Here is a 25,794-nt window from a genome sequence, read left to right on the forward strand (position 1 = left end):
CCAGTCGATCCAGCCTGCCTGGCTCCTGCAGAACAGCTCGCGAGTTTACCGCCGAAATCCGCGGAGGGTCAATTTGTCTTATGTCTTATATAAGATATGATGCGGACCGGCGCGAACAGCGCCCCGAGCACCCACGACCCGCATGTCCACCCCACCGGCAGCCACCTCCGACAGCCCCGCCCCGACGGCCGGCGGCCCGGCTGCGCCGACGCCGGCCTTCAGCCCGCTCTACCAGCAGATCAAGGGCCTCATCCTGCAGAGCCTGCAGCAGGGCGAATGGAAGCCCGGCGAGGCGATCCCGAGCGAGATGGACCTCGCCGCCCGCTTCCGCGTGAGCCAGGGCACGGTGCGCAAGGCGATCGACGAGCTGGCGGCCGAGAACCTCGTGATGCGCCGCCAGGGCAAGGGCACCTTCGTGGCGACGCACGCGGAACGCCACGTGCAGTACAGGTTCCTGAAGCTGCAGCCCGACGAGGGCGACGCGGACGACGAAGGCCCGGCCCAGCGCCGCATCGTCGACTGCCGCCGCACACGCGCGAGCGCCGACGTGGCCCGGGCGCTGGCGCTGCGCAGCGGCGACGCCGTGGTAATGGCCCGCCGCATCCTCGCGTTCTCCGAGGTGCCGACCATCCTGGAGGACATCTGGCTGCCGGGCCAGACGTTCAAGGGCCTCACGGCCGAGCGGCTGGCGGGCTATCCGGGCCCCACCTACGCGATGTTCGAGCTCGACTTCGGCGTGCGCATGGTGCGCGCGGACGAGAAGATCCGCGCCGTGCTGCCCGATGCCGCGCAGGCCGCCCTGCTGGGAGTCGCGCCGGCCACCCCGCTGCTGAGCGTGGAGCGCATCGCCTACACCTACAACGATGTTCCGATGGAGTTACGCCGCGGGCTCTACCGTACGGACACGCACCACTACCACAATGCCCTGCAGTGAACCATTCCGCGAGCCGGTCCGTACAGGCCATCCGGATGCCGCGAGAAGGAAATCGTAGTGTCCACAAGCTCTACGTTGTTGCATTGCAATAGAATTTTGGGCTGTTTCGCCCGCGCGAAATTACAAAGCAGTTACATCCACGAAAGCCACCGCCATGACCGAGATTGCCAAAAAGCGGCCTGAATTCCGCAACATCAACGCCCTCACGGACCTGCCCACCTACCGCCTGCCGGCCGCGGGATGGGTGTCGATCCTGCACCGGATCAGCGGCGTGATCATGCTGCTGCTGCTGCCCTTCGTGCTGTGGATGTTCGACACCTCGGTGTCGTCGGAGATCTCGTTCGGCAAGTTCACCTCGGCCTTCAGCGCGGGCCTGGCCTTCATCCCCGGCTGGTTCATCAAGCTCGTGGTGCTGGCCCTGATCTGGGCCTACCTGCACCACTTCACCGCGGGCCTGCGCCACCTCTGGATGGACGTGAGCCACGACGCCGTGAACAAGGACTTCGGCTCCAAGTCGGCCAAGGCCACGCTGGTGATCAGCCTGGGCCTCACCGTGGTCCTCGGCGCCAAGCTCTTCGGCCTGTACTGACCCGCCGGCCGGCGCCCCGCCCTCCCCCATTCCAACGATTTCCAAGGATCACCCCATGTCCGTGAACTACGGCTCCAAGCGCACCGTCGTCGGTGCCCACTACGGCACGCGCGACTGGCTCAGCCAGCGCGTCACCGCGGCCCTGATGGCCGTCTTCACCCTCGTCGTGCTGGCGCAGCTGGTGCTCACCAAGGGCCCCATCGGCTACGACCGCTGGGCCGGCATCTTCGCCGCGCAGTGGATGAAGGTGCTCACGTTCTCCGTCATCGTCGGCCTCGCATGGCACGCCTGGGTCGGCATGCGCGACGTCTGGATGGACTACGTCAAGCCCGTCGGCCTGCGCCTCGCGCTGCAGGCGCTCACGATCTTCTGGCTCGTCGGCTGCGCCGGCTGGGGCATCCAGATCCTCTGGCGCCTCTGATCCGATCACCCCGCGACTGAAAGCACACAACAATGAGCTACACCAAAGCGAACATCACCACGCGCAAGTTCGACGTCGTCATCGTCGGCGCCGGCGGCTCCGGCATGCGTGCCGCACTGGAACTCTCCCGCGCGGGCCTGAACGTGGCCTCGCTCTCCAAGGTCTTCCCGACCCGCTCGCACACCGTGGCGGCGCAGGGCGGCGTGTCGGCTTCGCTCGGCAACATGAGCGAGGACAACTGGCACTACCACTTCTACGACACCATCAAGGGCTCCGACTGGCTGGGCGACCAGGACGCCATCGAGTTCATGTGCCGCGAAGCACCGAAGGTGGTGTATGAGCTGGAGCACTTCGGCATGCCGTTCGACCGCAACCCGGACGGCACCATCTACCAGCGCCCCTTCGGCGGCCACACCGCCAACTACGGCGAGAAGCCCGTGCAGCGCGCCTGCGCCGCGGCCGACCGCACCGGCCACGCCATGCTGCACACGCTCTACCAGCAGAACGTGAAGGCCAAGACGAACTTCTTCGTCGAATGGATGGCGCTCGACCTGATCCGCGACGCCTCCGGCGACGTGGTCGGCGTGATGGCGCTCGAACTGGAAACCGGCGAGCTGTACGCCCTGCAGGCCAAGGCCGTGCTGCTGGCCACCGGCGGCGCGGGCCGCATCTTCGCGGCCTCCACCAACGCCTTCATCAACACCGGCGACGGCCTGGGCATGGCGGCGCGCGCCGGCATCCCGCTGCAGGACATGGAGTTCTGGCAGTTCCACCCCACCGGCGTGGCCGGCGCGGGCGTGCTGCTGACCGAAGGCTGCCGCGGCGAGGGCGCCATCCTGCTCAACAGCAACGGCGAGCGCTTCATGGAGCGCTACGCGCCCACCCTGAAGGACCTGGCGCCGCGCGACTTCGTCTCGCGCTCGATGGACCAGGAGATCAAGGAAGGCCGCGGCTGCGGTCCGAACAAGGACTACGTGCTGCTCAAGCTCGACCACCTGGGCGCGGACACGATCCACAAGCGCCTGCCCTCGGTGTACGAGATCGGCGTCAACTTCGCCAACGTGGACATCACGAAGGAGCCGATCCCCGTCGTGCCCACCATCCACTACCAGATGGGCGGCATCCCGACGAACATCAACGGCCAGGTCGTGATCCAGAACGGCGGCGTGCACAACCAGGTCGTGAACGGCCTCTACGCCGTGGGCGAATGCTCCTGCGTGTCGGTGCACGGCGCGAACCGCCTGGGCACGAACTCGCTGCTCGACCTGCTGGTGTTCGGCAAGTCCGCCGGCCGCCACATCGTCGAGATGGTCAAGAACAGCGGCGAGCACAAGCCGCTGCCGGCCGACGGCGCCGAGCGCACCCTGGCCCGCCTGAACCAGCTGCAGGATTCCAACCAGGGCATCTACGCCCAGGACATCGCCAACGACATCCGCGCATCGATGCAGCAGCACGCCGGCGTGTTCCGCACGCAGGAAGGCATGGACGAAGGCGTCGTGAAGATCAACGCGATCCGCGAGCGCGTGGGCGCGATCACGCTGAAGGACAAGTCCAAGGTGTGGAACACGGCGCGCATGGAAGCGCTGGAAGTGGACAACCTGATCGAGGTCGCCCAGGCGACGATGGTCTCGGCCGCCGCCCGCAAGGAATGCCGCGGCGCGCACACGGTGTACGACTACGAGCACCCGGCCGACCACCCCGACTTCCCGCTGGGCCGCAACGACAAGGAATGGATGAAGCACACGCTGTGGCACAGCGAGAGCAACAGCCTCACCTACAAGCCCGTGAACCTCCAGCCCCTGACCGTGGACAGCGTGCCGCCCAAGGTCCGCACGTTCTGATACGCCCACGAGAACCCACGAGACACCACCATGAAGCGCACCTTTCAAATCTACCGCTACGATCCGGACAAGGACGCCAAGCCCTACATGCAGACCGTCGAGATCGAACTCGACGGCCATGAGCGCATGCTGCTCGACGCGCTCATCAAGCTGAAGGCGCAGGACCCGTCCATCTCGTTCCGCCGCTCCTGCCGCGAAGGCGTCTGCGGCTCCGACGCGATGAACATCAACGGCAAGAACGGCCTGGCGTGCCTGACCAACATGAACACGCTCAAGGGCACGATCGTGCTCAAGCCGCTGCCGGGCCTGCCCGTGATCCGCGACCTGATCGTGGACATGACGCAGTTCTTCAAGCAGTACCACTCGATCAAGCCCTACCTCATCACGGAAGGCATCGCGCCCGAGCGCGAGCGCCTGCAGTCCCCCGAGGAACGCGACGAGCTGAACGGCCTGTACGAGTGCATCCTGTGCGCGAGCTGCTCGACCAGCTGCCCCAGCTTCTGGTGGAACCCCGACAAGTTCGTCGGCCCCGCCGGCCTGCTGCAGGCCTACCGCTTCATCGCCGACAGCCGCGACGAAGCCACGGGCGCGCGCCTGGACAACCTGGAAGATCCCTACCGCCTCTTCCGCTGCCACACCATCATGAACTGCGTGGACGTGTGCCCCAAGGGACTCAATCCCACGAAGGCCATCGGTAAGATCAAGGAACTGATGGTGCGCCGCGCCGTCTGACTTTGCACATGGCCGAAGACGTGCTCGACGACCGTGAAGTCGCCAAGCTCCGGTGGCGCTGCCGCCGGGGCCTGGTGGAGAACGACCTCTTCATCGAGCAGTTCTTCGCCAACCATGGCTCCCGCCTGACGCATCGCCAGGCACAGGGCATCACCACCCTGATGGACCTCGCCGACAACGACCTGCTGGACCTGCTGCTGCGGCGCAAGGAGCCAAAGGGCGAAGCCGACACCCCCGAGGTCAGGGAAGTGCTCGAACAGCTGCGCCACCGCGCGCCGGCAACCCCTCCGCTTGCGGGCTAACTACTACCACCCAAGGAAACTCGAAATGAAACTGGCAGACAACAAAGCAACGCTCTCGTTCAGCAATGGCAGCCCGAGCGTCGAATTGCCCGTGTACCACGGCAGCGTGGGTCCGGACGTGGTGGACATCCGCAAGCTCTACGCCCAGACGGGCATGTTCACGTACGACCCGGGCTTCCTGTCCACGGCCGCCTGCCAGTCGTCGATCACCTACATCGATGGCGACAAGGGCGAGCTGCTGTACCGCGGCTACCCGATCGAGCAGCTCGCCACGAACTGCGACTACCTCGAAACCTGCTACCTGCTGCTCAAGGGCGAACTGCCCAACGCCACGCAGAAGCAGGAATTCAGCGACAGCGTGACCAAGCACACGATGGTCAACGAGCAGATGCAGTTCTTCCTGCGCGGCTTCCGCCGCGACGCGCACCCGATGGCCGTGCTGACCGGCCTGGTGGGCGCCCTGTCGGCCTTCTACCACGACAGCACCGACATCAACAATCCGCAGCACCGCGAGATCTCGGCCATCCGCCTGATCGCCAAGATGCCGACGCTGGTCGCCATGGCCTACAAGTACGGCGTGGGCCAGCCGTACATGTACCCGCAGAACGACCTGAGCTATGCCGGCAACTTCCTGCGCATGATGTTCGGCACGCCCTGCGAAGAATACAAGGTCAACCCGGTGCTCGAGCGCGCGCTCGACCGCATCTTCATCCTGCACGCCGACCACGAACAGAACGCCTCCACCTCCACGGTGCGCCTGTGCGGTTCGTCCGGCACGAACCCGTTCGCGGCCATCGCGGCCGGCGTGGCCTGCCTCTGGGGCCCCGCCCACGGCGGCGCCAACGAAGCGGCGCTGAACATGCTGCACGACATCCAGGCCCAGGGCGGCGTGGAGAAGATCGGCGAGTTCATCAAGCAGGTGAAGGACAAGAACTCCGGCGTCAAGCTGATGGGCTTCGGCCACCGCGTGTACAAGAACTACGACCCGCGCGCCAAGCTCATGCAGGAAACCTGCAATGAAGTGCTGGCCGAGCTGGGCCTGGAGAAGGACCCGCTGTTCGCGCTGGCCAAGCAGCTCGAGAAGATCGCCCTGGAAGACGACTACTTCGTGCAGCGCAAGCTCTACCCGAACGTCGACTTCTACTCCGGCATCGTGCAGCGCGCCATCGGCATCCCCGTGAACCTGTTCACCGGCATCTTCGCGCTGGCCCGCACCGTCGGCTGGATCGCCCAGCTGAACGAAATGATCGGCGACCCCGAGTACAAGATCGGCCGTCCCCGCCAGCTGTTCGTGGGCGCCGAAGCCCGCACGGTCAAGCCCATCGCCCAGCGCTGATGCGGTGACGGCGCGGGCCGCAGGGCTGCGCCGCGGGCCGACAGAACGAAACCGCCGCCGGAGGGCCACCTCCGCGGCGGTTTTTTCATGGGCGGGGCGGGCGTGATGCTTCGGCGCGCGGGGGCAGATGGCGGCATTCGCTGCGTACGAAGCGGTGTCGCAGAGAAGCGGTTGCCGCCGCTGATCGGCGCTACGCTATGACCGATCCGACCTACTGGAATTCGCCCGATGAACGCTGCCGCACCTGTCCCTCCTCCCGCCCACGCCCCGGTGACCACCCCCTTCGCCCGCGCTCACGCGTCCCGCACCGGAGCCCCCACACTGCGCGAGTGCGCCGCCGCGCTCGCTTCCGGCGCGGCCACCAGCGTCTCGCTGGTGGAGGACGCCCTGGCGCGCATCGCCGCCCACCGGGCCGCTGGCGGCAGCGCCTACGTGGGCGAGGTCGATGCCGGGGCCGCGCTGCAGGCGGCCGCCGCCAGCGACGCGCTGCGGGCCTCGGGCCCCGTGCCCTCCCCGCTCGCGGGCCTGCCGGTATCGGTCAAGGACCTGTTCGACGTGCAGGGGCACGTCACGGGAGCCGGTGCCCGCGTCATGGCGGACCAGCCTCCCGCCGCGGCGGACGCACCAGCGGTCGCGCGGCTGCGGGCCGCCGGCGCGGTGCTGCTGGGGCGCACCAACATGAGCGAGTTCGCCTTTTCCGGACTCGGGCTCAATCCGCACCATGGCACGCCCGCGCATCCCGCCGACGCTGCACGCATCACCGGGGGGTCCACCTCGGGCGGCGCCGCCACGGTGGCGCTGGGCCTGGCCGCCGCGACGCTCGGCACCGACACGGGCGGCTCGATCCGCATCCCGGCGGCGTTCTGCGGCCTGACCGGCTTCAAGCCCACCGCGCGCCGCGTGCCGCTGGCGGGCGCCTATCCCCTCTCGCGCAGCCTCGATTCGGCCGGGCCGATTGCGCGCAGCGTGGACTGCTGCGCCATCCTCGATGCGGTCCTGAGCGGCGAGACGCTCGACACGCGGGCCGCGCCGCTCGCGGGCCTGCGGCTCGGCGTCACCGGGGACTACGTGATGGACGACGTGGAGCCCGCAGTGGCCAGCGCCTTCGAACGCGCGCTGGACCGGCTGTCGGCCGCGGGCGCCCGCATCGTGCGCTTCGGTTTCCCCGAGCTGCATCGACTGCCGCAGATCAACGCCGCCGGCGGCCTCGTCGCGGCAGAGGCGTGGCAGCTGCACCGCGCACGGCTGGCCGACCCGGCCCTGGAGGCGCAATACGATCCGCGCGTGGCCCAGCGCATCCGCCGGGGCGCGCAGATTTCCGCGGCCGACTACATCGATCTGCTGGACGCCCGCGCACGGCTGCAGGCATGCGCCCGCGAGCGGCTGCGCGACCTCGACGCTTGGCTGATGCCGACGGTGGCGGTGCGCGCCCCGCTGCTGGCCGACGTGCAGGACGACACGGCCCGCTTCATCGCCACCAACGGGCTCGTGCTGCGCAACACCACGGTGCTCAACTTCCTCGACGGCTGTGCGCTCTCCATCCCGTGCCAGGCGCCCGGCGACCTGCCGGTCGGCCTGTCGGTGGGCGGCCTGCACGGCGCCGACGAGCGCATCTTCCAGGTGGGCCGCGCCGTGGAAGCCTGCCTGTGGGGTGCGTGAACGGCGCCAGGTGACCGCTGCGGCCAACCCGGTGCATGGGCTCTTGCCCGCCATGCCCTGTGGGGGCGATCCATGCCGCCGGCTACGCCCTCGAAGACGCCGGCCAGGTCGGCCGGCCGGAACAGGCGCAGGATGCAGCGGTGCGTGCGGAGTCCGGTGTCGGGGAAAGCGGTGGATGGTGGCCATTCAATCGCCGAAACGCTCCCGGTACGCCTGGGGCGGAACGCCCAGGTGGCGCAGGAACAGGTGCCGCAACGCCTGCTCCGAGCCCAGGCCCACCCGCGCGGCCACGGTCTTGAGCGGCAGCGCAGCCTCGGATTCGAGCAGCCGGCGAGCGGCTTCCAGCCGGGCGGATTCGATGAAGGCGGAGGGCGTGCGGCCGGTTTCCTGCACGAACACGCGCCGGAAATGGCGCTCGCTCATGGCGGCGCGGCCGGCCAGCACCTGCAGCGTGAGCGGTTCGGACAAATGCTCCAGGGCCCAGGCCTGCACGTCCTGCATGCCGCGGTGCGCGGTGGCCTGGCTGGCGAGCTGCACGCTGAACTGCGACTGCCCGCCCGGCCGCTTGAGGTACATGACCATGTCGCGCGCGACTTCCAGCGCGAGCGCATGGCCGTAGTCTTCCTCCACCAGCGCCAGGGCGAGGTCGATGCCGGCGGTGACGCCGGCGGAGGTCCACAGGTGGCCGTCGCGCACGTAGATCGCATCCGGGTCGACCGCCACGGCCGGGTGCAGGGCCTGCAGCCGCGCCGCGACGCCCCAGTGGGTGGCGGCGCGGCGGCCGTCGAGCAGGCCCGCGGCGGCGAGGAAGAAACTGCCGGAACACAGCGCCACCATGCGGCGCACGCGCGGGCCGGCGGCGCGCGCCCAGTCGACGATGGCGGGCGAGGCGGCCAGCGCGCCCTCGATGTCGCGGGCGCCCACGAGCAGCGCCGTATCGGGCAGCACGTTCCCGCCCGGCCCGGCCCATCCGTCGCCAAGCACCTCGGTGGCCTCCAGCGCCATCAGCGTATCGGAGCGCACCGTGCCGCGCGCCTGCGCCGCCACCGCGACGGCATAGCCCTCGGGCCGGCCGCGGCGCACCAGATGCACGTTCGCATAATGGAAGACCGACAGCGGGCCCACGGCTTCGAGGGCCTTGAAGCCGGGGTAGACGACGATGTGGAGGGACAGGGGCTGTGCAGGGTGCATGCAGGGACAACGGTACGCGGGAATCGGACAAACCGGGCCGGCGGCCGGCCATGGCGGCGGCGGGAATGCCCCCGGAGGCCGGCATTGCTCTATAAAGCGGGGACCGATCTTCCGTTCCCATCCGGACCGCCCTGGCGGCGGGGGCCGCGCGGCGGTGGCGGGCATTGTCCCCCATCGCCGCGCCGCCACCGTACCGGCCGCAACACCCTTTCACAGAGAAACACGCACCATGAAGACCCAAGCCGCCGTCGCCTGGCAATCCGGCCAGCCCCTGACCATCGAAACCGTGGACCTCGAAGGCCCGAAGTTCGGCGAAGTGCTGGTGGAGATCAAGGCCACGGGCATCTGCCACACCGATTACTACACCCTCTCGGGCGCCGACCCGGAAGGCATCTTCCCCGCCATCCTGGGCCATGAAGGCGCGGGCATCGTGGTCGATGTCGGTCCGGGCGTCACCTCGCTCAAGAAGGGCGACCACGTGATCCCGCTCTACACGCCCGAGTGCCGCCAGTGCAAGTTCTGCCTCTCGCGCAAGACCAACCTCTGCCAGCTGATCCGCGGCACGCAGGGCAAGGGCCTGATGCCCGACGCCACCAGCCGCTTCAGCATCGACGGCCGGCCGATCTTCCACTACATGGGCACCAGCACCTTCAGCAACTACACGGTGGCGCCGGAGATCTCGCTGGCGAAGATCCGCGAGGACGCACCCTTCGACAAGGTCTGCTACATCGGCTGCGGCGTGACCACCGGCATCGGCGCGGTGCTGTTCACGGCCAAGGTGGAGGCCGGAGCGAACGTGGTGGTGTTCGGCCTGGGCGGCATCGGCCTGAACGTGATCCAGGGCGCGAAGATGGTGGGCGCGGACAAGATCATCGGCGTGGACATCAACCCCGCCCGCCAGGAGATGGCGCGCCAGTTCGGCATGACCCACTTCATCAACCCGAACGAGGTGGAGAACGTGGTGGACGCCATCGTGCAATTGACCGACGGCGGCGCCGACTACTCCTTCGAGTGCATCGGCAACACCAAGGTGATGCGCCAGGCGCTGGAATGCACGCACAAGGGCTGGGGCCAGAGCATCATCATCGGCGTGGCCGAGGCCGGCGCCGAGATCAGCACCCGCCCGTTCCAGCTCGTCACGGGCCGGCAGTGGAAGGGTTCCGCGTTCGGCGGCGCGCGCGGCCGCACCGACGTGCCGAAGATCGTGGACTGGTACATGGAAGGCAAGATCGACATCGACAGCCTCATCACCCACACGATGCCACTCGCGGACATCAACAAGGGCTTCGACCTCATGAAGCGCGGCGAATCGATCCGCGGCGTGGTCGTTTACTGATACCACCTCCCCTCGCGCGCCGGGTTCCTGCGCCCCGCGCGCCGCATGAACCACTTCCATGACCCCATCCCCGACCTCCCACGGCGCCGCCGGCGCGCCCGGCCTGGAACTGCTCGGCGAGCACGCCTGCTTCGGCGGCTCGCAGCGGTTCTACCGCCACGACTCGATCGAAATCGGCCTGCCGATGAAGTTCGGCGTGTACCTTCCCCCGGCGGCCGTGGCCGACCCCGATCGCCCGGTGCCCACGCTGCTCTACCTCGCCGGCCTCACCTGCACCGAAGAGACCTTCCCGATCAAGGCGGGCGCCCAGCGCTACGCGGCGGAACACGGCATCGCGCTGGTGTCGCCCGACACCAGCCCGCGCGGCACCGCGGTGGAGTCGATCGAGGGCGCAAAGGACCACTGGGATTTCGGCATCGGCGCGGGCTTCTACCTCGACGCCACGCAGGAGCCCTGGAGCCGCCACTGGCGCATGGAGAGCTACCTCGTGCGCGAACTGGTGCCCCTGCTGGGCCGGGCCCTGCCGGTGGATACCGCGCGCCTCGGGATCATGGGCCACTCCATGGGCGGCCATGGCGCGCTGACGCTGGCACTGCGGCACCCGCGCCTGTTCCGCTCGCTGTCGGCCATCGCACCGATCTGCGCGGCATCGCAATGCGCCTGGGGCGACAAGGCATTCCGCCGCTACCTGGGCGAGGACCGCAAGGCCTGGCAGTCGCACGATGCCACCGTGCTGATGCAGCGGCAGGAGCGCATTCCCTACCCGGAGGGCATCCTGGTGGACCAGGGGACGGCGGACAACTTCCTCGCCGAGCAGCTGCACCCGCACGTGTTCGAAGCCGCCTGCGGCCTCGTGCGGCAGCCGCTCACGCTGCGCCGGCATGCGAGCTACGACCACGGCTACTACTTCATCCAGACGGTGATCGGCGACCACATCGCCCACCACGCGCGGCGCCTGCGCTGAGCGGGCCGCGCACGGCAAGCGGCCGCGCCGCCGGAGCGGACGGCCGGGCCGTCGCTGCGCTGCGATGCGACGATGAGGGGCATCTCCCCTGGCGCTGTCGCACGAGAACGGCTATGGTCGAGCCGACCGGCGACGGGGGGCGCCCCGCGGAACGCACGTTAATGCTGCCTTAAGCCGGTTTTTCCACACTGCCGGCCATGCTCCTGTCTTCCGCGTTTCCGCTCCGCCTTTCCCGGCACCACCCTGCCGGCACAGCGTCCCGGTCTTCTTCCGCCGCCGCTGGCATGCACCCCATGGCCGTGCTGCTGCTCGCCTGCCTGTGGATGGGCTCGGTGTGCAACATTCCCCTCTGGCGCGAGGTGCTGCAGCTGCCGGGCGCCCACACGCTGCGGGGCGGTGTGTTCGCGCTGGCCTTCCTGCTGGCCGTCTCGTTCGCCACGGCCGGCGTGCTGGCGCTCGTCAGCTGGGACCGGGCGCTCAAGCCGGTGATCGCGGTGGCGGTGCTGACGGCGGCGGCCGGCGCGTATTTCAGCAACACCTACGGCATCGTGATCGATCCCGGCATGCTCACCAACGTCATCCAGACCGACGTGCGCGAGGCGGCCGACCTGTTCACCTGGCAGATGCCGCTCGCGCTGCTCGCAATGGCGGGCCCGCCGCTCGTCTGGCTGCTGCGCGCACGCGTGCGGCCGCTGGGCTGGCGCCGCCGCGCGCTGCACCAGGGCGCGTTCGTGCTGGGTGCCTTCGCCATGGCGGCGGTGTGCATCTTCGCGGTGTTCCAGGATTTCTCGGCCACCATGCGCAACCACACGCGCATGCGCTACCTCATCAACCCGCTCAACAGCATCTACGCCGTCGGCAGCCTGGCCGCCAAGCCGCTGCGGCACGACCGCGGCCCCCTGCAGCCGCTGGGCCGCGACGCCCACCTGGGCGCGAGCTACCAGGGCCAGACGGCGCCGCCGCTGCTGGTCCTCGTGCTCGGCGAGACGGGCCGGAGCGGCAATTTCGGGCTGAACGGCTATGCGCGCGACACCACCCCGGAGCTGTCGGCGCGCAAGGACATCGCCAGCGCGACCGATGCCTGGTCCTGCGGCACCAGCACCGCCGCCTCGGTGCCCTGCATGTATTCGCATCTCGGGCGCCAGGCCTACGAGAAGCGGCCTGCCGACTACGAAGGCCTGATGGACGTGCTGCAGCATGCGGGCCTCGCCGTGCTGTGGGTGGACAACCAGTCCGGCTGCAAGGGCGTCTGCGACCGCGTTTCCAACGCGAGCACCTCGGCCCACCCCACCGATCCCCAATGGTGCGCCGATGGCCGGGAGTGCCTGGACGACGTGATGCTGCAGGGCCTGGACGACCGCATCGCGGCCCTGCCCGCGGACCAGCGGGCCCGCGGCGTGGTCGTGGTGCTGCACCAGATGGGCAGCCACGGGCCCGCCTACACCAAGCGCTCGCTGCCGTCGCAGAAGAAGTTCCAGCCGGAATGCCTGACCTCCGCGCTGCAGGAGTGCACGCGCGAGCAGGTGGTGAACGCCTACGACAACAGCATCGTCTCCACCGACCACTTCCTGAACAGCACCATCGGCTGGCTGGAGGCGCGCTCCGGCAGCGCCCAGACCGCCATGGTGTACCTGGCGGACCACGGCGAATCCCTCGGCGAAGGCGGCATCTACCTGCACGGCATGCCGTACGCCATCGCGCCCGACGTGCAGAAGCACGTGCCCTGGATCACCTGGCTGTCGCCGGCCATGCAGCAGCGCACGGGCATCGCCACCGCCTGCCTCCAGAAGGACCTGCGCAGCCGGCATCTCACGCACGACAACTATTTCCACTCCGTGCTGGGGCTGATGGACGTGCGCACCGGCGTCTACGAGGCCGCGCAGGACATGTACGCGGAGTGCCGGCAAACCGGCCGGGGCTGAGGGGGCGGCGCGGCCCGCCGCTCCGGAGGGTTGAGGGCAACGGTCCATGCGCGCCGGCCGCATATCGCAGCCCGAAGGTGTTGCGCGGAACCATCACACCGCGGGCCAATACGGGGTTATCGCCTCCTGCCGAGTTTCTTTCCACGGAAAACATCTGGTGACACGTCACGGCTGCGCGCGGTTGCGTCACTATCGTGATCCGCAGCGAGGTTGCTGCAGGCAGAACGACTCTTGCGGCGTTCTTCGAGGTCACTCCATGAAAAAACTCACCCTCCGTCAGAAGCTCTGGCTGCCCCTGGTCCTGGCATTGCTGGGGCTGCTCGGCCTCACCTTCGCGAACGCATGGCAGGCGCGCACGCTGCAGTACGAGGCACGGCAGACGGCCCTGTCCGACATCACGGACATGTCGCTGTCCATCCTGCGCGACTACGAGAAGCAGGCGCAGGCGGGCAAGATGGGCCAGGAAGAGGCCCAGCGCGCGGCCAGGGAGCGCGTGGCGGCCCAGCGCTACGGCAAGGACGGCTACGTCACGGTCATCGGCGCCGACTCGGTGATGGTCATGCACCCGATCAAGGCGGAGCTGAACGGCAAGAACATGCTGTCTTTCAAGGATGCCAAGGGCACGCCGCTCTACGTGAACATCGCTGCCGCCGGCAGTTCCGCGCAAGGGCGCGGCTTCCTCGAATACTGGTGGCCGCGCCCCGGCAGCGACGCGCCCAGCCCCAAGATCGGCTACGCCGTGCGCTTCAAGCCCTGGAACTGGGACCTCGTCGCCGGCGACTACGTGGACGACATCGAGCAGACCTTCCGCAACACGCTCTACCGGGCCATCGGCCTGCTCGCGCTGCTGGGCCTGGCGCTGTCGGTGTTCGCGGGCTTCGTGGTGCGCGACATCGAGCGCTCCGTGGGTGGCGAGCCCGGGGCCGCCGCGCAGGCCGCGCTGCGCATGGCCGAGGGAGACCTGCAGGCACGGATCGCGCTGCGCCCCGGCGACGACCGCAGCCTGATGCACGCGATCGGCTTCATGCGCGACCGCCTCGGCGCGATCCTGCAGCGCATCCAGCAGGCCACCGGCACCATCGACCACGCAGCGGCGGAGATCTCGCAGGGCAACGCCGACCTGTCGCGCCGCACGGAGCAGCAGGCCTCCTCGCTGCAGCAGACCGCCTCCAGCATGGAAGAGCTCACCGCCACCGTGCGCCAGAACGCCGACAACGCACGCCAGGCGGCCCAGTACGTGTCCGCCACCGCGCAGACGGCGGCCCAGGGCGGCGAGGCGGTGCAACAGGTGGTGCAGAGCATGCGCGCCATCAATGCCAGCTCGCGCAAGATCGGCGACATCATCGGCGTGATCGACGGCATCGCCTTCCAGACCAACATCCTGGCGCTGAACGCGGCCGTGGAGGCGGCGCGGGCCGGCGAACAGGGCCGCGGCTTCGCGGTCGTCGCCGGCGAGGTGCGCAGCCTGGCGCAGCGCAGCGCCGAGGCGGCCAAGGAGATCAAGTCGCTCATCAGCGAATCGGTCAACGAGGTGCAGAGCGGGTCGGAACTCGTCGAGCAGGCGGGCCGCACCATGGGCGAGGTGGTGGAGTCGGTGCACCGCATCTCGGGCCTCATGGAGGGCATCGCCGCGGCCAATGCCCAGCAGACCGCGGGCATCGAGGAAGTGAACCGCGCCGTCACGCAGATGGACGAGATGACCCAGCAGAACGCCGCGATGGTGGAGGAGGCGAGCGCCGCGACCTCCGCGATGGCATCGCAGGTGTCGGTGCTGCGCGAGGCGCTGGCGGTGTTCCGGCTGCAGGACGGGCAAGGCGTGGATGCACGGTCCCCATCCCCGCAGGGCGGGCTGCGGCGCCTCCCGGCCTGACCGCCGGCGCCGGAATCGCGGCGGTGCGCGGGGCGTCAGAACAGGCTCCCCTGCCCCCTCGCCAGTCCCGGCCGGTACTGCGCCATGTCCAGCTCGATGCGCTCGCGGTTCAGCCCGAGCCGCCGGCACGCCGCCATGAACCGCTGGCGCAGCAGGTCGGCCCAGAGGCCCGATCCCTTCATGCGCGAGCCGAAGCGGCTGTCGTAGCTGCGGCCGGCGGCGCGGGCCTCGGTGCCGAGGCCGTGCAGGTCCTGGATGCGCGCCATGACGCGCTCGGCGCGCTGGGGATAGTGCAGTCCCAGCCATTCGCGCATCAGGCCGTCCAGCTCCCACGGCAGGCGGATGGCGGTGTAGAAGGCCGAGGTGGCGCCGGCGTCGCGCGCGGCCTCCAGCACCTGTTCCATGTCTTCGGTGATGAACGGGATCTGCGGCGCCACGCTCACACCCACGGGGATGCCCGCCTCCACCAGCGTGCGGATGGTGCGCAGGCGGCGGTGCGGGGCGGCGGCGCGCGGCTCGAGCCGCCGGGCCAGCGCCGGATCGAGCGTGGTGATGGTGACGTAGACAGCGGCCAGGCGGTCGCGCGCGAGGGGGGCGAGCAGATCGATGTCGCGCTCCACGCCGCTCGACTTGGTGATGAGCGAGAGCGGGTGCCGCACGTCGCGCAGCACCTCGATCACCGCGCGCGTGAGGCCGAGTTCGCGTTCCACGGGCTGGTAGCAGTCGGTGGCGGAACCGACGTTGAGCAGGTGCGGCACGTGGCCCGGGCGCGCGAGTTCATCGCGCAGCACGCTGGCGATGTTGTGCTTGGCGATGATGCGCGTCTCGAAGTCCAGCCCCGGCGACAGGTTGAGGTAGCTGTGCGTGGGCCGCGCATAGCAGTAGACGCAGCCATGCTCGCAGCCGCGGTAGGGATTGACCGAGTGGTCGAAGAAGATGTCGGGCGAATCGTTGGCGCAGATCGCGCTGCGCGCCGTCTCCAGGATGACCTGGGTGGCGGGCGGCGCGGGCGTGCCGCCATCGCCGTCGCCATCGCCGCCTCCGTGCGCCGAGGAGCCGCCCCAGCCGTCGTCGAACGCGCCACGCACGTCGCGCATGAAACGGTGCGGCGTGCGCGTTGCCGTGCCGCGGCCCTTGATGGCCTGCAACGGAACCAGGATTTCTTCGTTCACAGGTCAACTCCATCGCTTGTGACTGTATGAATATACAGCCTTCGGATACACTGTGTGCAGCAGGAGATTTCACTCCGTGGCACAGTGTGCAGATGGCCCGCGCCGCATGGCGCCGGGCCGTCGCCTGCCCCCGTTTTGCCGGCCCTGCCCACCCCTTTCCAGAACACCGCCCATGCCTGCGCCCTCTTCCGTCACCGCTGCAGAAACACTGCCGCCCGCGCTTGCGCCGCAGGCCGTGGCGGTCGCGGCCGTGGCGCCGGTCGGTGCCGCGTCCGGCGAACCCGGTGCCGCTGCCGAGGCATCGGCAGGTGCGGCCGTGGTCGCCGCCACGGGCTGGTGCGCCGCCACGCGCCGATGGGGGCGCGGCGACTGGACGCCCGAATGGTTCTGCGCCTTCCTCGCCGGCAACCAGCGCGAGCAGAGCCGGTTCCGCAAGGAACTGGCCACCATGCGCGGCTCCGTGGTGTGGCTGCTGCGCCAGCGCCGCCAGGGCCGCTGGAGCGCCGAGGAGCGCGAGCGCCTGCGCGGCGTGATGCGCTCGGCGTCGTCGGTCAGCCCCTACCTTTTGGTATGGGCGGTGCCGGGGTCGCTGCTGTTGCTGCCGTTCATGGCCTGGTTCATCGACCGCCGGCGCACCGCTCGCGAGCGCGCGGCCGTGACGGCGGCGGGGGCGGCGGTGCTTCCGGTGGAGGGCGCTGCCGTGGCGCTCGTCGCGGACTCTTCCCTGCCGCTGGCCGAACCGGCCGACGGACCCCTGGGCTCGCCGCTGCGCTGACTTCCGCCGCACGCCGGGCCGCCCGGAGCCGTGCCCGTCACCATCTCCCCCGCCGGACAGGGCCCTGCATGGGCGCGGCGTGCGTCAGGGCGTAGGAATGTCCCCGGGCACCTCGCGCTGCGCAGGCCCGTCGTAGCGCCAGATGTATTCGCGCGGAATCGGCCCCTTGTTGCGGCCGCCCTGCTGCATCTGTTCCCAGGCATGGGCCAGGATGCCGACCGAGCGCGAGAGGCAGAACAGCCCGCGCGCCAGCGGCGGCGGGAATCCCAGTTCGGCATAGATGACGGCCGTCGCGCCGTCGATGTTCATCGGAATGCGCCGCCCGCCCTTGCGTTCGGCCAGCCCGCTTTCCACGGCCCGCGCGATGCGTGCGAAGCGGCCGCCGACATGGCCCTGCGCCGCGGCCGCATCGACCAGCGCCAGCAGGCGCGGAGCCCGGGGATCGACGGGATGGAAGCGGTGCCCGAAGCCCGGGACGAACTTGCCGTGGCGCGCGATGGCTGCGTCGAGGCCGGCCTGCACCGCCGTGGCGGCGTCGGCGCCCGCATCCTCGCGGGCCGCGATGTCCAGGTACATCTCCACGGCCTGCTCGCCCGCCCCGCCATGCACGTCGCCGAGCACGTTCAGCGCGGAGGCCATGGCGTTGTTGAGCCCCACGCCGCAGGTGGCGGCCATGCGGGCGATGCCGATGCTCGGCGCCTGCGGGCCGTGGTCCACCGCCGAGACGAGCGCCGCCTCCAGCAGCCGCGCCTGGCCCTCGCCCGGCAGCTCGCCGCGCGTCATGAGCCACGCCATCTGGGCGAAGCCCACGCGCCCGATCAGCTGCTCGATCGGGTAGCCGTGGTAGCGGATCTCGCCGGGTGCCATGTCGATGATGGAAGTGCGCCACCAGTCGCGCACGCCCTCGCGGACTTCTTCTGCGGTCTTCGTCGTCATACGGCCTGCTCCTGCTGGAGGGATTCGATGTCCTGGGCGCTGAAGCCCAGTTCGGCGAGGATCGCCGCGGTGTGCTGCCCGAGTTCGGGCGGGGGCGACGCCACCGAAGGCGCCTCGCCGTTGAGCTTGAAGCCGGTGCGCACCAGCCGCACGTCGCGGCCCACGCCGGGCACCTGCGGATAGGTGGCCACCATGCCACGCTCCGCGATCTGCGGAATGTCCAGCGCCTGCGGCACCGTGTAGACGGGGCCGGACGGCACGCCCGCCGCATTCAGGGCGCGCCACCAGTCCTCGGTGCCGCGCTCGCGCAGCGCCGCCTCCAGCAGCGCCGAGAGTTCGGCGCGGTGGGCCAGGCGGGCGAAGCGGTCGGCGAAGCGCAGGTCCGCGATCCATTCCGGATGGCCCGCCACGTGGCAGACCGCCTCGAACTGCTCCTGCTTGTTCGCCGCGATGTTGATCAGGCCGTCGCCCGTGCGGAACGTGCCCGACGGGCTGGCGGTGACGTTGTCGTTGCCCATCGCCGCCGGTTCGCGCCCGGCCACGAGGTAGTTCGAGACGGCCCAGCCCATGGTGGCCATGGTGGCTTCGAGCATCGACACGTCGATGAAGACGCCGTCGGTACGGCGCGTGTCGGCCAGGGCGGCGGCCACCGCGAACGCGGCCGTCATGCCGCCCACGGTATCCGCGATGGGGTATCCCACGCGCAGGGGCGCGGAGCCCGCATCGCCGGTGACGCTCATCACGCCGGACATGCCCTGGATGATCTGGTCGTAGGCGGGCAGATCCCGCAACGGGCCCGACTGCCCGAACCCCGAGATCGCGCAGTAGACGAGGCGCGGGTTCTCCGCCAGCAAGGCCTCGTAGCCGAGCCCGAGGCGGTCCATCACGCCGGGCCGGAAGTTCTCGACCAGCACGTCGGCGGTCCGCACCAGCCGGCGGAACACCTCCTTGGCGCGCGCGTTCTTGAGGTTCAGCGTCAGGGAGCGCTTGCCGGGGTTCTGCGCGAGGAACGACACGCCCATGTTGCGCCGGTTCAGTTCCACGTCGGCGCCGAGCTGCCGCGCGAGATCGCCCGTGAGCCGGGCCTCGACCTTGATCACGTCCGCCCCCATGTGCGCCAGCTGGTGGCAGCAGAACGGCCCGGCGAGCACGTTGGTGAGGTCGAGGACGCGTATGCCTTTGAGCGGTTGGAGGGCCATGCCTGTGCTTCCGTTCGTCACCGCGCGTCAGTCCAGCGTCGCGCCGGATTCGCGCACCGCGACGCCCCAGCGCTCCTGCTCGCTCTTCATGAAGCGGCCCAGGTCCCCGGGCGTGCCGCCGCGGGGCACGCTGCCTTCGTCGTGGAGCCGGCCGATCACCTCGGGGCGCGTCAGCGCGGCGTTCATGAGCTGGTTGATGCGGGCGATCGCCGCGGGTGGCGTGCCGGCGGGCGCCACGACGGCCTTCCAGTCTTCCGCGACGAAGCCCGGGTAGCCGGACTCCGCCACCGTGGGTACGTCGGGCAGCAGATCGAGGCGCTTCGCCGACGTGACGGCCAGGGCCCGCAGCTTGCCGGCCTTCACGAGCGACAACACGGTGGGCGGGGTGGCGAAGTAGAAATCGGTCACGCCGCCCAGCAGGTCGGTGGTCGCCGGGCCGGCTCCCTTGTAGGGCACGTGCATCATCCGCACGCCCGCGCGCTTGGCGAACATTTCTCCGCTGATGTGGCCGACGGTGCCCGTGCCGGCGGAGGCCATCGTCAGTTGCCGCTCCTTCGACTGGGCGGCGAGATCGGCGATGGTCTTGAACGGCGATTCGGCGCGCACCACCAGCAGCACGGGCTGCGAGGCCAGCAGGACGACCGGCGCGAAATCGCGGGACGCGTCGAACGGCATCTTCGTGTAGAGGGTCGGATTGATGGCGAGGTTCGCCGTCTGCCCGGTGCCGAGGGTGTAGCCGTCCTTGCGGGCCTTGGCCACGGCATCCAGCCCGATGTTGCCGCCGGCGCCCGGTTTGTTCTCGACGACGAAGGTGATCTTCTCCTTCGCCGCGACTTCGTTCGCGATGAGGCGCGAGAGCACGTCCGTGCCGCCCGCTGGCGGGAACGGAACCACGAGCTTGACCGGTTGATCGGGATAAGCCCCCTGGGCGATCGCGCTGCCCGCGATGCACAGCCCTGCGAACACGAGGGCGCCGCGCGCCCATGCCCTGCGAATCGTCTGCATGTGGTTGTCTCCTTGGTAGTTCTATTAGATAGAACATGAATTCATCTGATAGAACTTTAAGGCGCATACCGCAGCGATCCTCAGAGGGTTTTCCCGCGCACGAAAGTGGTCTGCGCTGCCGTCCGCCGGCGGGACTCGCCCCGTGGCATGCCACACTCGGCGGTCCCCCAGACCCTTCAATCCCCGCGCCGACCCTGCCCGCATGACTGACCCGGTTGACTCCCCTTCCCCGGCTGCGCCGGACTCCAGCGGCGTGGCCGTGCTCGACCGCGCGTTCGCGCTGCTCGCCGCTTTCGGCCCCGGCGACGACCGCCTGACGCTGACCGAGCTGTCCCGCCGCACGGGGCTGTACAAGAGCACGGTGCTGCGGCTCCTGGGGGCGCTGGAGCATGGCGGCTTCATCCGCCGGCTCGCGGACGGCCAGTACGCCGTGGGCCCCCAGCCGCTGCGGCTGGCCGCGATCTACCAGCGCTCGTTCCACGTCGGCCACGTGATCGAGCCGCTGCTGAAGGGACTGAGCCAGGCCACGGGGGAAACGGCGTCGTTCTATGTGCGCCATGGGGAGTCGCGCATCGCGGTGTTCCGCACCGAGCCCGCCCGCTCCGTGCGGGCCGCCGTGGCGATCGGCCAGGCGTACCCGGTCGCGCAGGGCGCATCGGGCAAGGTGCTGCAGGCCTTCACGCCGGCCACGGGAGAGCGGGTGCGGGCCGGGGCGCGGCTCTGGCAGGTGTCGTATGGCGAGCGCGACCCGGACACGGCGTCGGTGGCGGCGCCGGTGTTCTCGGTCACCGGTGAATTGCAGGGCGCGATCGCCCTGTCGGGCCCGCGGCAGCGGCTGTCGCCGCCCCAGGCCATGCTGGCCGCCTGCCGCGACGTGCTCCGGTCCTCCGCCGAGGCCACCCGCAGCCTCGGCGGCGATGCGGGGCCGTACGAAGCGGAGATCGAGGCGCTGGAACCCGGGCTGTTCGCCGACGTCCCCGCCTGAGCGCGGCGGGCACGCCGGACGCCGCCCGCGGCACCGCTGGCGCTGGCGCTACCCCAGCCGGCCGGCAGCGAACACCACGACCACGCCCGCGCCCACCACGCCCGCCTGCCAGCGCAGCGCGAGCGCCCAGGACGGCACGCGGCGCTCGACCCGCTCGTAGAGCAGCCTTCCGGCCGCGAGCGACAGGGCCATGGCAGCGGCCATGCCCAGCGCATTCATGGCGGGCGAGGCGGGCCAGAGACTGGAAACCACGGCATTCACCAGCAGGCAGACGGGGAAATGCACGAGGAACACAGAGTACGACATGCGCCCCAGGCGTGCCGGCCAGCCCCGCCAGGCGCTCCGGCGGGACGGTGGCCGCCGTTCCGGGGCGCCATCGCCGCCGCGGCCTGCCGGGGCCCCCCCATGGCGCGCCTGCCAGCACAGCACCGCCACGAGCCAGAGCGCCGAGCCCCAGGCGACGGCGATGCGCGTGCGGAATTCCAGCGCCAGCGCCACGGCGCCCCAGAGGCCGATGAGCAGCGTCCATGCCGCCGCGCCGGCACTGCCGCGCGGGGCGTCCACGGCCCAGCGCGCCATCATGCCGAGCCCGTAGGCGCCGAAGAAGTACACCGCCCAGGCATCGAGCCCGGGGTGGCGGTTGAACACCCAGAGCGACAGTGCGGCCGCGGCGGCCACCGCGGCGCGGGCGAGCGCCTGCTCTCCCGCCCACGCGGGCAGGAACGGTGTGCGGGCGCCGCGCCGGGCGGCCGCCAGCAGCAGCGCCGACAGCGCGAACAACTGGAAATCGATGGCCACGTACCAGACGCCCGCCGACAGCGCCTCTTCGCCCACGACGTCCTGCAGCATCAGCGCGTTGGCCAGCAGCTGCGGCAGGCTGGGATCGCCGGGCACGGAAGGATGGTCCAGCCAGGGCCGCACGGCCGCCGCCGCCAGCACGGCCAGCACCAGGGCCACGGCATAGGGAACCGCCAGCCGCACGAAGCGGCGGCCGATGTCCGGCACCGCGGCGCGGCTTGGCGCACCGTCCGCCGCGCAGAACCGTGCCGCCGCGAGGTAGCCCCCGAGCACCAGGAAGACCTGCACGGCCATGCGCCCGTATTCGTACAGCCAGGCGATGAGCGCGGGCATCAGCGGCTGGGCCACGTCGGACATCGGTCCGTAGAACGCCAGATGGTGCGCCACGATCGTGGCACAGGCGATGCCCTTGACCGAGTCGATCAGGGTGCTGCGGGACGGCGAGGAAGGCATGCGGAAAGGCGTGCGCGGGCCGTGCGCCCGTGCGGGCGGCGCGGCTGGCGGATCTTGGTGTGGTTTTACCCGTGGAGGGCGCGCATTGTGCCCCAGGAACACCATCCGCAGGCGCAGCCCCCGGCCGCTCCTGCGGAAAGCGCGTTCAGGCGTTCAGCCCGTCACAGCGCCAGGCGTGCGCGCGCCGCCGCGTACTCGCTGCGCAGGCGGCCGACCAGCTCCGCCGCGCCCGTCACCTCGGTGATCGCGCCGATGCCCTGGCCGCAGCCCCAGATGTCCTTCCAGGCCTTCTTCGCGTCGCCGCCGAAGTTCATCTTGCTGGGGTCCGATTCGGGCAGGTGGTCCGGGTCGAGCCCGGCGGCACGGATCGAGGGCGCCAGGTAGTTGCCGTGCACGCCCGTGAACAGGTTGCTGTAGACGATGTCGTCGGAGTTGCCGTCCACGATGGCCTGCTTGTAGGCCTCCTGCGCGCGCGCCTCGTGCGTGGCGATGAAGGCCGAGCCGATGTAGGCGAAATCGGCACCCATGGCCTGCGCGGCCAGGATGGCGCCGCCGGAAGCGATCGAGCCCGAGAGCGCCAGCGGGCCTTCGAACCACTGGCGGATCTCCTGGATGAGCGCGAACGGGCTCTTGACGCCCGCATGGCCGCCCGCGCCCGCCGCCACCGCGATCAGGCCGTCGGCGCCCTTCTCGATGGCCTTGTGGGCGAACTTGTTGTTGATGATGTCGTGCATCACCACGCCGCCCCAGCCGTGCACCGCCTGGTTCACGTCCTCGCGCGCGCCCAGGCTGGTGATGACGATCGGCACCTTGTACTTGGCGCAGACCTCCATGTCGTGCTCCAGCCGGTCATTGCTCTTGTGCACGATCTGGTTGATGGCGAACGGCGCGGCGGGCGACTCGGGGTGCGCGCGGTCCCAGGCCGCGAGCGTCTCGGTGATCTCCGCCAGCCATTCGTCCAGCAGCTCGGCGGGACGCGCATTGAGCGCCGGCATGGAGCCGACGATGCCGGCCTGGCACTGCGCGATCACCAGCTTGGGGTTGCTGATGATGAAGAGCGGCGAGCCGATGACGGGCAGCGAGAGTTTCTGGAACACGGGCGGCAGGGTGCGCATGGAAAAGGTCTCCGGATGTCGTTCTGGGAATGTCGGTCGATGGCGGCGGATGCGGGGGCGAAGGCGGAGCCGCTTCAGAAGGCGTCCAGCGCGAGCGCCGTCACGCTGGACGCGCCGTCGACGACGGCGTCCCGCTGCGCCTTCGTGCGCACCAGGATGTGTTCGGCATAGAAGCGCGCCGTGGCCGCCTTGGCCTGCAGGAAGGCCGCGTCGCCCTGCCCGTCCGCGAGCAGCGCCCGCGCCTTGAGCAGCGCGCGGCCCATCTGCCAGCCCGCGACCAGGTTGCCGGCCAGCATCAGGTAGGGCACGCTGCCCGCGAAGGCGGCGTTGGGGTCGGCCTTGGTGTTCGCCGAGATGAAGCGCGCCACTTCCTCGAACGCGTCGCAGGCTTCGCCCAACCGCTTCGCCACGGCCTCGGTCTCGGGCGTGCCGGCGGCGCGCAATTCGTCGGCCGTCGCGCGGACCTGCGCCGCGATGCCGAGCGCCGTGGCCGCACCGTCGCGCGCCGTCTTGCGGCCCACCAGATCGTTGGCCTGGATCGCCGTCGTGCCTTCGTAGATCGGCAGGATGCGCGCGTCGCGGTAGTGCTGCGCCGCGCCCGTCTCCTCGATGAAGCCCATGCCGCCGTGCACCTGCACGCCGAGGCTGGTCACTTCCAGGCTCATCTCGGTGCTGTAGCCCTTCACGAGCGGCACCATGAATTCGTAGAACGCCTGGTTCTGCTTGCGCACTTCCGAGTCGGTATGGTGGTGCGCGGCGTCGTAGGCGGCGGCGGCCACGCTGGCCATGGCGCGGCAGCCCTCGGTGAGCGCGCGCATGGTCATGAGCATGCGGCGCACGTCGGGGTGGTGGATGATGGGTGCGCTGCCGGGCAGGCTGCCGTCCACCGGGCGGCTCTGCACGCGGTCGCGCGCGTACTGCACGGCCTGCTGGTAGGCGCGCTCGGCCACCGCGATGCCCTGAAGGCCGACGGCGTAGCGCGCCGCGTTCATCATGATGAACATGTATTCCAGGCCGCGGTTCTCCTCGCCGACCAGGTAGCCCACCGCACCGCCGGCATCACCGAACTGCAGCACCGCCGTGGGCGAGGCCTTGATGCCGAGCTTGTGCTCGATCGAGACGCAGTGCACGTCGTTGCGCGCGCCCAGCGAGCCGTCGGCGTTCACCAGGAACTTCGGCACCACGAACAGGCTGATGCCCTTCACGCCCTCCGGCGCGCCGGCCACGCGGGCCAGCACCAGGTGCACGATGTTCTCGGCCATGTCGTGCTCACCGTAGGTGATGTAGATCTTCGTGCCGGAGACCTTGTAGGTGCCGTCCCCCTGCGGCTCGGCGCGCGTGCGCACCAGGGCCAGGTCCGATCCGGCCTGCGGCTCGGTGAGGTTCATCGTGCCGGTCCACTGCCCCGACACGAGCTTTTCCAGGTAGGTGGCCTTGAGCTCGTCGCTGCCCGCGGTGAGCAGGGCCTCGATCGCGCCGTCGGTGAGCAGCGGGCACAGCGCGAAGCTCATGTTGGCGCTGTTGAGCATTTCCGCGCAGGCCGCGCCGATGGTCTTGGGCAGGCCCTGGCCGCCGCTCTCGACGGGATGCTGCAGGCCCTGCCAGCCGCCCTCGGCGAACTGGCGGAACGCTTCCTTGAAGCCCGGCGTGGTGGTGACGTGGCCGTCCTTCCACGACGACGGATGGCGGTCGCCCGCCACGTTGAGCGGTGCCACCACGCCTTCGTTGAAGCGCGCGCATTCCTCCAGCACCGCCTGCGCCGTGTCCAGGCCGGCCTCCTCGAAGCCCGGCAGCGCGGCGACCTGGGCGATGCCTGCGAGATGCTCTATGGCGAACAGCATGTCCTTGACGGGGGCGGTGTAGCTCATGGGAATGTCTCCAGAAATTTCAAAAATGCGCTGGCCAGGCGCTTTCCAGGCGAAAAAAAAGGCATCGCATGCGATGCCCTGGCAGCGCGGACCACCGTGTGCGGCCCGGGCCATCGGCGCAGCGCCTCCCATCCGGTGGCCGCGGAGCAGGCCATGCCAGCAGACGCCGTGGAACCGGCTTTGCCGGGCCACCGGCGGCGTCCCCCTTCCCGCGAAGCGAGAGAAGGGGGAAGGCGCGCAGCGCCTCAGGGGGTAGTCACCTCATCAGAGGGCCTTGACCAGTTCCGGCACGGCGGTGAACAGATCCGCCTCCAGCCCGTAGTCGGCCACGCTGAAGATCGGCGCCTCGGCATCCTTGTTGATCGCCACGATCACCTTCGAATCCTTCATT

The 25,794-nt window shown here is 70.0% G+C and carries 22 protein-coding genes and 1 pseudogene; 14 read left to right on the forward strand and 9 right to left on the reverse strand.

Going from position 1 to position 25,794, the window contains the following annotated elements:
• Positions 1 to 142: 142 nt before the first annotated feature.
• The 8 genes from Q9R47_RS22490 (at position 143) to Q9R47_RS22525 (ending at position 7,814) form a co-directional block, all read left to right on the forward strand.
• Positions 143 to 934 carry a GntR family transcriptional regulator gene (locus tag Q9R47_RS22490; protein ID WP_311235342.1) on the forward strand — a complete coding sequence of 264 codons (792 nt, stop codon included), beginning with the start codon at positions 143 to 145 and terminating at the stop codon, positions 932 to 934.
• A gap of 154 nt (positions 935 to 1,088) precedes the next feature.
• On the forward strand, positions 1,089 to 1,523 hold the full coding sequence (gene sdhC / locus Q9R47_RS22495) for a succinate dehydrogenase, cytochrome b556 subunit (protein WP_311235343.1): 435 nt from the start codon (positions 1,089 to 1,091) through the stop codon (positions 1,521 to 1,523).
• Between the two features lie 55 nt (positions 1,524 to 1,578).
• Positions 1,579 to 1,944: a succinate dehydrogenase, hydrophobic membrane anchor protein gene (gene sdhD, locus Q9R47_RS22500; protein ID WP_288494716.1), complete on the forward strand. Its 366-nt coding sequence runs from the start codon at positions 1,579 to 1,581 to the stop codon at positions 1,942 to 1,944.
• Positions 1,945 to 1,976: 32 nt separating this feature from the next.
• The gene (gene sdhA, locus Q9R47_RS22505) at positions 1,977 to 3,785 is read left to right on the forward strand and encodes a succinate dehydrogenase flavoprotein subunit (RefSeq protein ID WP_311235344.1); all 1,809 of its coding nucleotides are present in this window, start codon (positions 1,977 to 1,979) and stop codon (positions 3,783 to 3,785) included.
• 30 nt (positions 3,786 to 3,815) lie between these two features.
• The gene (locus Q9R47_RS22510; protein WP_011795315.1) at positions 3,816 to 4,517 is read left to right on the forward strand and encodes a succinate dehydrogenase iron-sulfur subunit; all 702 of its coding nucleotides are present in this window, start codon (positions 3,816 to 3,818) and stop codon (positions 4,515 to 4,517) included.
• A gap of 8 nt (positions 4,518 to 4,525) precedes the next feature.
• Complete coding sequence (locus Q9R47_RS22515) at positions 4,526 to 4,819, forward strand: succinate dehydrogenase assembly factor 2 (RefSeq protein ID WP_311235345.1); 294 nt, start codon at positions 4,526 to 4,528, stop codon at positions 4,817 to 4,819.
• Between the two features lie 25 nt (positions 4,820 to 4,844).
• A complete protein-coding gene (locus Q9R47_RS22520; RefSeq protein WP_311235346.1) occupies positions 4,845 to 6,155 on the forward strand; it encodes a citrate synthase in 1,311 nt (436 codons plus the stop codon).
• A 228-nt stretch (positions 6,156 to 6,383) separates the two neighbouring features.
• Complete coding sequence (locus tag Q9R47_RS22525) at positions 6,384 to 7,814, forward strand: amidase (protein WP_311235347.1); 1,431 nt, start codon at positions 6,384 to 6,386, stop codon at positions 7,812 to 7,814.
• Between the two features lie 186 nt (positions 7,815 to 8,000).
• On the opposite strand, the gene Q9R47_RS22530 is transcribed toward Q9R47_RS22525, so the two are convergent.
• Positions 8,001 to 9,005 (reverse strand): helix-turn-helix domain-containing protein, encoded by a 1,005-nt coding sequence (locus Q9R47_RS22530; RefSeq protein ID WP_311235348.1) that lies wholly within the window; start codon positions 9,003 to 9,005, stop codon positions 8,001 to 8,003.
• Between the two features lie 229 nt (positions 9,006 to 9,234).
• On the opposite strand from Q9R47_RS22530, the gene Q9R47_RS22535 reads away from it, so the two are divergent.
• The 4 genes from Q9R47_RS22535 (at position 9,235) to Q9R47_RS22550 (ending at position 15,097) form a co-directional block, all read left to right on the forward strand.
• Positions 9,235 to 10,341 carry an S-(hydroxymethyl)glutathione dehydrogenase/class III alcohol dehydrogenase gene (locus Q9R47_RS22535; RefSeq protein WP_311235349.1) on the forward strand — a complete coding sequence of 369 codons (1,107 nt, stop codon included), beginning with the start codon at positions 9,235 to 9,237 and terminating at the stop codon, positions 10,339 to 10,341.
• A gap of 58 nt (positions 10,342 to 10,399) precedes the next feature.
• Positions 10,400 to 11,305, forward strand: a complete 906-nt coding sequence (fghA, locus tag Q9R47_RS22540; protein WP_311235350.1) for an S-formylglutathione hydrolase — start codon at positions 10,400 to 10,402, stop codon at positions 11,303 to 11,305.
• A 197-nt stretch (positions 11,306 to 11,502) separates the two neighbouring features.
• Positions 11,503 to 13,227, forward strand: a complete 1,725-nt coding sequence (locus Q9R47_RS22545) for a phosphoethanolamine transferase (RefSeq protein ID WP_404977203.1) — start codon at positions 11,503 to 11,505, stop codon at positions 13,225 to 13,227.
• 256 nt (positions 13,228 to 13,483) lie between these two features.
• Complete coding sequence (locus tag Q9R47_RS22550) at positions 13,484 to 15,097, forward strand: methyl-accepting chemotaxis protein (protein WP_311235351.1); 1,614 nt, start codon at positions 13,484 to 13,486, stop codon at positions 15,095 to 15,097.
• A gap of 35 nt (positions 15,098 to 15,132) precedes the next feature.
• Here the strand turns inward: Q9R47_RS22550 and Q9R47_RS22555 are convergent, their stop codons facing one another.
• Positions 15,133 to 16,269 carry a PA0069 family radical SAM protein gene (locus Q9R47_RS22555; protein WP_311235352.1) on the reverse strand — a complete coding sequence of 379 codons (1,137 nt, stop codon included), beginning with the start codon at positions 16,267 to 16,269 and terminating at the stop codon, positions 15,133 to 15,135.
• A 172-nt stretch (positions 16,270 to 16,441) separates the two neighbouring features.
• Between Q9R47_RS22555 and Q9R47_RS22560 the strand changes: the two genes are divergently transcribed.
• Positions 16,442 to 17,044, forward strand: a complete 603-nt coding sequence (locus Q9R47_RS22560; protein WP_311235353.1) for a hypothetical protein — start codon at positions 16,442 to 16,444, stop codon at positions 17,042 to 17,044.
• An 84-nt stretch (positions 17,045 to 17,128) separates the two neighbouring features.
• Here the strand turns inward: Q9R47_RS22560 and Q9R47_RS22565 are convergent, their stop codons facing one another.
• Genes Q9R47_RS22565 through Q9R47_RS22575 form a run of 3 tightly spaced genes read right to left on the reverse strand, consistent with a single transcriptional unit; the run spans position 17,129 to position 20,184 of the window.
• Entirely contained in the window at positions 17,129 to 17,980 is an 852-nt protein-coding gene (locus Q9R47_RS22565) for a citryl-CoA lyase (protein WP_311235354.1), read from the reverse strand.
• Positions 17,977 to 19,179 (reverse strand): CoA transferase, encoded by a 1,203-nt coding sequence (locus Q9R47_RS22570; RefSeq protein WP_311235355.1) that lies wholly within the window; start codon positions 19,177 to 19,179, stop codon positions 17,977 to 17,979. The genes Q9R47_RS22565 and Q9R47_RS22570 overlap by 4 nt, the downstream gene beginning before the upstream one ends.
• A gap of 27 nt (positions 19,180 to 19,206) precedes the next feature.
• Complete coding sequence (locus tag Q9R47_RS22575) at positions 19,207 to 20,184, reverse strand: tripartite tricarboxylate transporter substrate binding protein (protein WP_311235356.1); 978 nt, start codon at positions 20,182 to 20,184, stop codon at positions 19,207 to 19,209.
• A gap of 202 nt (positions 20,185 to 20,386) precedes the next feature.
• On the opposite strand from Q9R47_RS22575, the gene Q9R47_RS22580 reads away from it, so the two are divergent.
• Positions 20,387 to 21,169, forward strand: coding sequence for an IclR family transcriptional regulator (locus tag Q9R47_RS22580; protein ID WP_311235357.1), 783 nt, complete (start codon positions 20,387 to 20,389; stop codon positions 21,167 to 21,169).
• Between the two features lie 48 nt (positions 21,170 to 21,217).
• On the opposite strand, the gene Q9R47_RS22585 is transcribed toward Q9R47_RS22580, so the two are convergent.
• The 4 genes and pseudogenes from Q9R47_RS22585 to Q9R47_RS22600 form a co-directional block, all read right to left on the reverse strand.
• Positions 21,218 to 22,420 (reverse strand): acyltransferase, encoded by a 1,203-nt coding sequence (locus tag Q9R47_RS22585; protein ID WP_311235358.1) that lies wholly within the window; start codon positions 22,418 to 22,420, stop codon positions 21,218 to 21,220.
• A 161-nt stretch (positions 22,421 to 22,581) separates the two neighbouring features.
• Entirely contained in the window at positions 22,582 to 23,535 is a 954-nt protein-coding gene (locus Q9R47_RS22590) for a nitronate monooxygenase family protein (protein WP_311235359.1), read from the reverse strand.
• 74 nt (positions 23,536 to 23,609) lie between these two features.
• Positions 23,610 to 25,403: an acyl-CoA dehydrogenase gene (locus Q9R47_RS22595; protein WP_311235360.1), complete on the reverse strand. Its 1,794-nt coding sequence runs from the start codon at positions 25,401 to 25,403 to the stop codon at positions 23,610 to 23,612.
• A 264-nt stretch (positions 25,404 to 25,667) separates the two neighbouring features.
• Positions 25,668 to 25,794 (reverse strand): annotated as a pseudogene (locus tag Q9R47_RS22600) (electron transfer flavoprotein subunit alpha/FixB family protein); the annotation flags it as partial.

The organism is Acidovorax sp. PRC11, assembly GCF_031844105.1.
Taxonomy (GTDB): Bacteria; Pseudomonadota; Gammaproteobacteria; order Burkholderiales; family Burkholderiaceae_C; genus Paracidovorax.

What these genes read in the sequence shown, in the direction of transcription:
- fghA (WP_311235350.1), top strand. Translation starts at nt 10,400, where the DNA reads ATGACCCCATCCCCGACCTCCCACGGCGCCGCCGGCGCGCCCGGCCTG.
- Q9R47_RS22590 (WP_311235359.1), bottom strand. Translation starts at nt 23,535, where the DNA reads ATGCGCACCCTGCCGCCCGTGTTCCAGAAACTCTCGCTGCCCGTCATC.
- Q9R47_RS22525 (WP_311235347.1), top strand. Translation starts at nt 6,384, where the DNA reads ATGAACGCTGCCGCACCTGTCCCTCCTCCCGCCCACGCCCCGGTGACC.
- sdhD (WP_288494716.1), top strand. Translation starts at nt 1,579, where the DNA reads ATGTCCGTGAACTACGGCTCCAAGCGCACCGTCGTCGGTGCCCACTAC.
- Q9R47_RS22580 (WP_311235357.1), top strand. Translation starts at nt 20,387, where the DNA reads ATGACTGACCCGGTTGACTCCCCTTCCCCGGCTGCGCCGGACTCCAGC.
- sdhA (WP_311235344.1), top strand. Translation starts at nt 1,977, where the DNA reads ATGAGCTACACCAAAGCGAACATCACCACGCGCAAGTTCGACGTCGTC.
- Q9R47_RS22565 (WP_311235354.1), bottom strand. Translation starts at nt 17,980, where the DNA reads ATGACGACGAAGACCGCAGAAGAAGTCCGCGAGGGCGTGCGCGACTGG.
- sdhC (WP_311235343.1), top strand. Translation starts at nt 1,089, where the DNA reads ATGACCGAGATTGCCAAAAAGCGGCCTGAATTCCGCAACATCAACGCC.
- Q9R47_RS22490 (WP_311235342.1), top strand. Translation starts at nt 143, where the DNA reads ATGTCCACCCCACCGGCAGCCACCTCCGACAGCCCCGCCCCGACGGCC.
- Q9R47_RS22530 (WP_311235348.1), bottom strand. Translation starts at nt 9,005, where the DNA reads ATGCACCCTGCACAGCCCCTGTCCCTCCACATCGTCGTCTACCCCGGC.
- Q9R47_RS22560 (WP_311235353.1), top strand. Translation starts at nt 16,442, where the DNA reads ATGCCTGCGCCCTCTTCCGTCACCGCTGCAGAAACACTGCCGCCCGCG.
- Q9R47_RS22545 (WP_404977203.1), top strand. Translation starts at nt 11,503, where the DNA reads ATGCTCCTGTCTTCCGCGTTTCCGCTCCGCCTTTCCCGGCACCACCCT.
- Q9R47_RS22570 (WP_311235355.1), bottom strand. Translation starts at nt 19,179, where the DNA reads ATGGCCCTCCAACCGCTCAAAGGCATACGCGTCCTCGACCTCACCAAC.
- Q9R47_RS22575 (WP_311235356.1), bottom strand. Translation starts at nt 20,184, where the DNA reads ATGCAGACGATTCGCAGGGCATGGGCGCGCGGCGCCCTCGTGTTCGCA.
- Q9R47_RS22515 (WP_311235345.1), top strand. Translation starts at nt 4,526, where the DNA reads ATGGCCGAAGACGTGCTCGACGACCGTGAAGTCGCCAAGCTCCGGTGG.
- Q9R47_RS22520 (WP_311235346.1), top strand. Translation starts at nt 4,845, where the DNA reads ATGAAACTGGCAGACAACAAAGCAACGCTCTCGTTCAGCAATGGCAGC.
- Q9R47_RS22585 (WP_311235358.1), bottom strand. Translation starts at nt 22,420, where the DNA reads ATGCCTTCCTCGCCGTCCCGCAGCACCCTGATCGACTCGGTCAAGGGC.
- Q9R47_RS22510 (WP_011795315.1), top strand. Translation starts at nt 3,816, where the DNA reads ATGAAGCGCACCTTTCAAATCTACCGCTACGATCCGGACAAGGACGCC.
- Q9R47_RS22535 (WP_311235349.1), top strand. Translation starts at nt 9,235, where the DNA reads ATGAAGACCCAAGCCGCCGTCGCCTGGCAATCCGGCCAGCCCCTGACC.
- Q9R47_RS22550 (WP_311235351.1), top strand. Translation starts at nt 13,484, where the DNA reads ATGAAAAAACTCACCCTCCGTCAGAAGCTCTGGCTGCCCCTGGTCCTG.
- Q9R47_RS22595 (WP_311235360.1), bottom strand. Translation starts at nt 25,403, where the DNA reads ATGAGCTACACCGCCCCCGTCAAGGACATGCTGTTCGCCATAGAGCAT.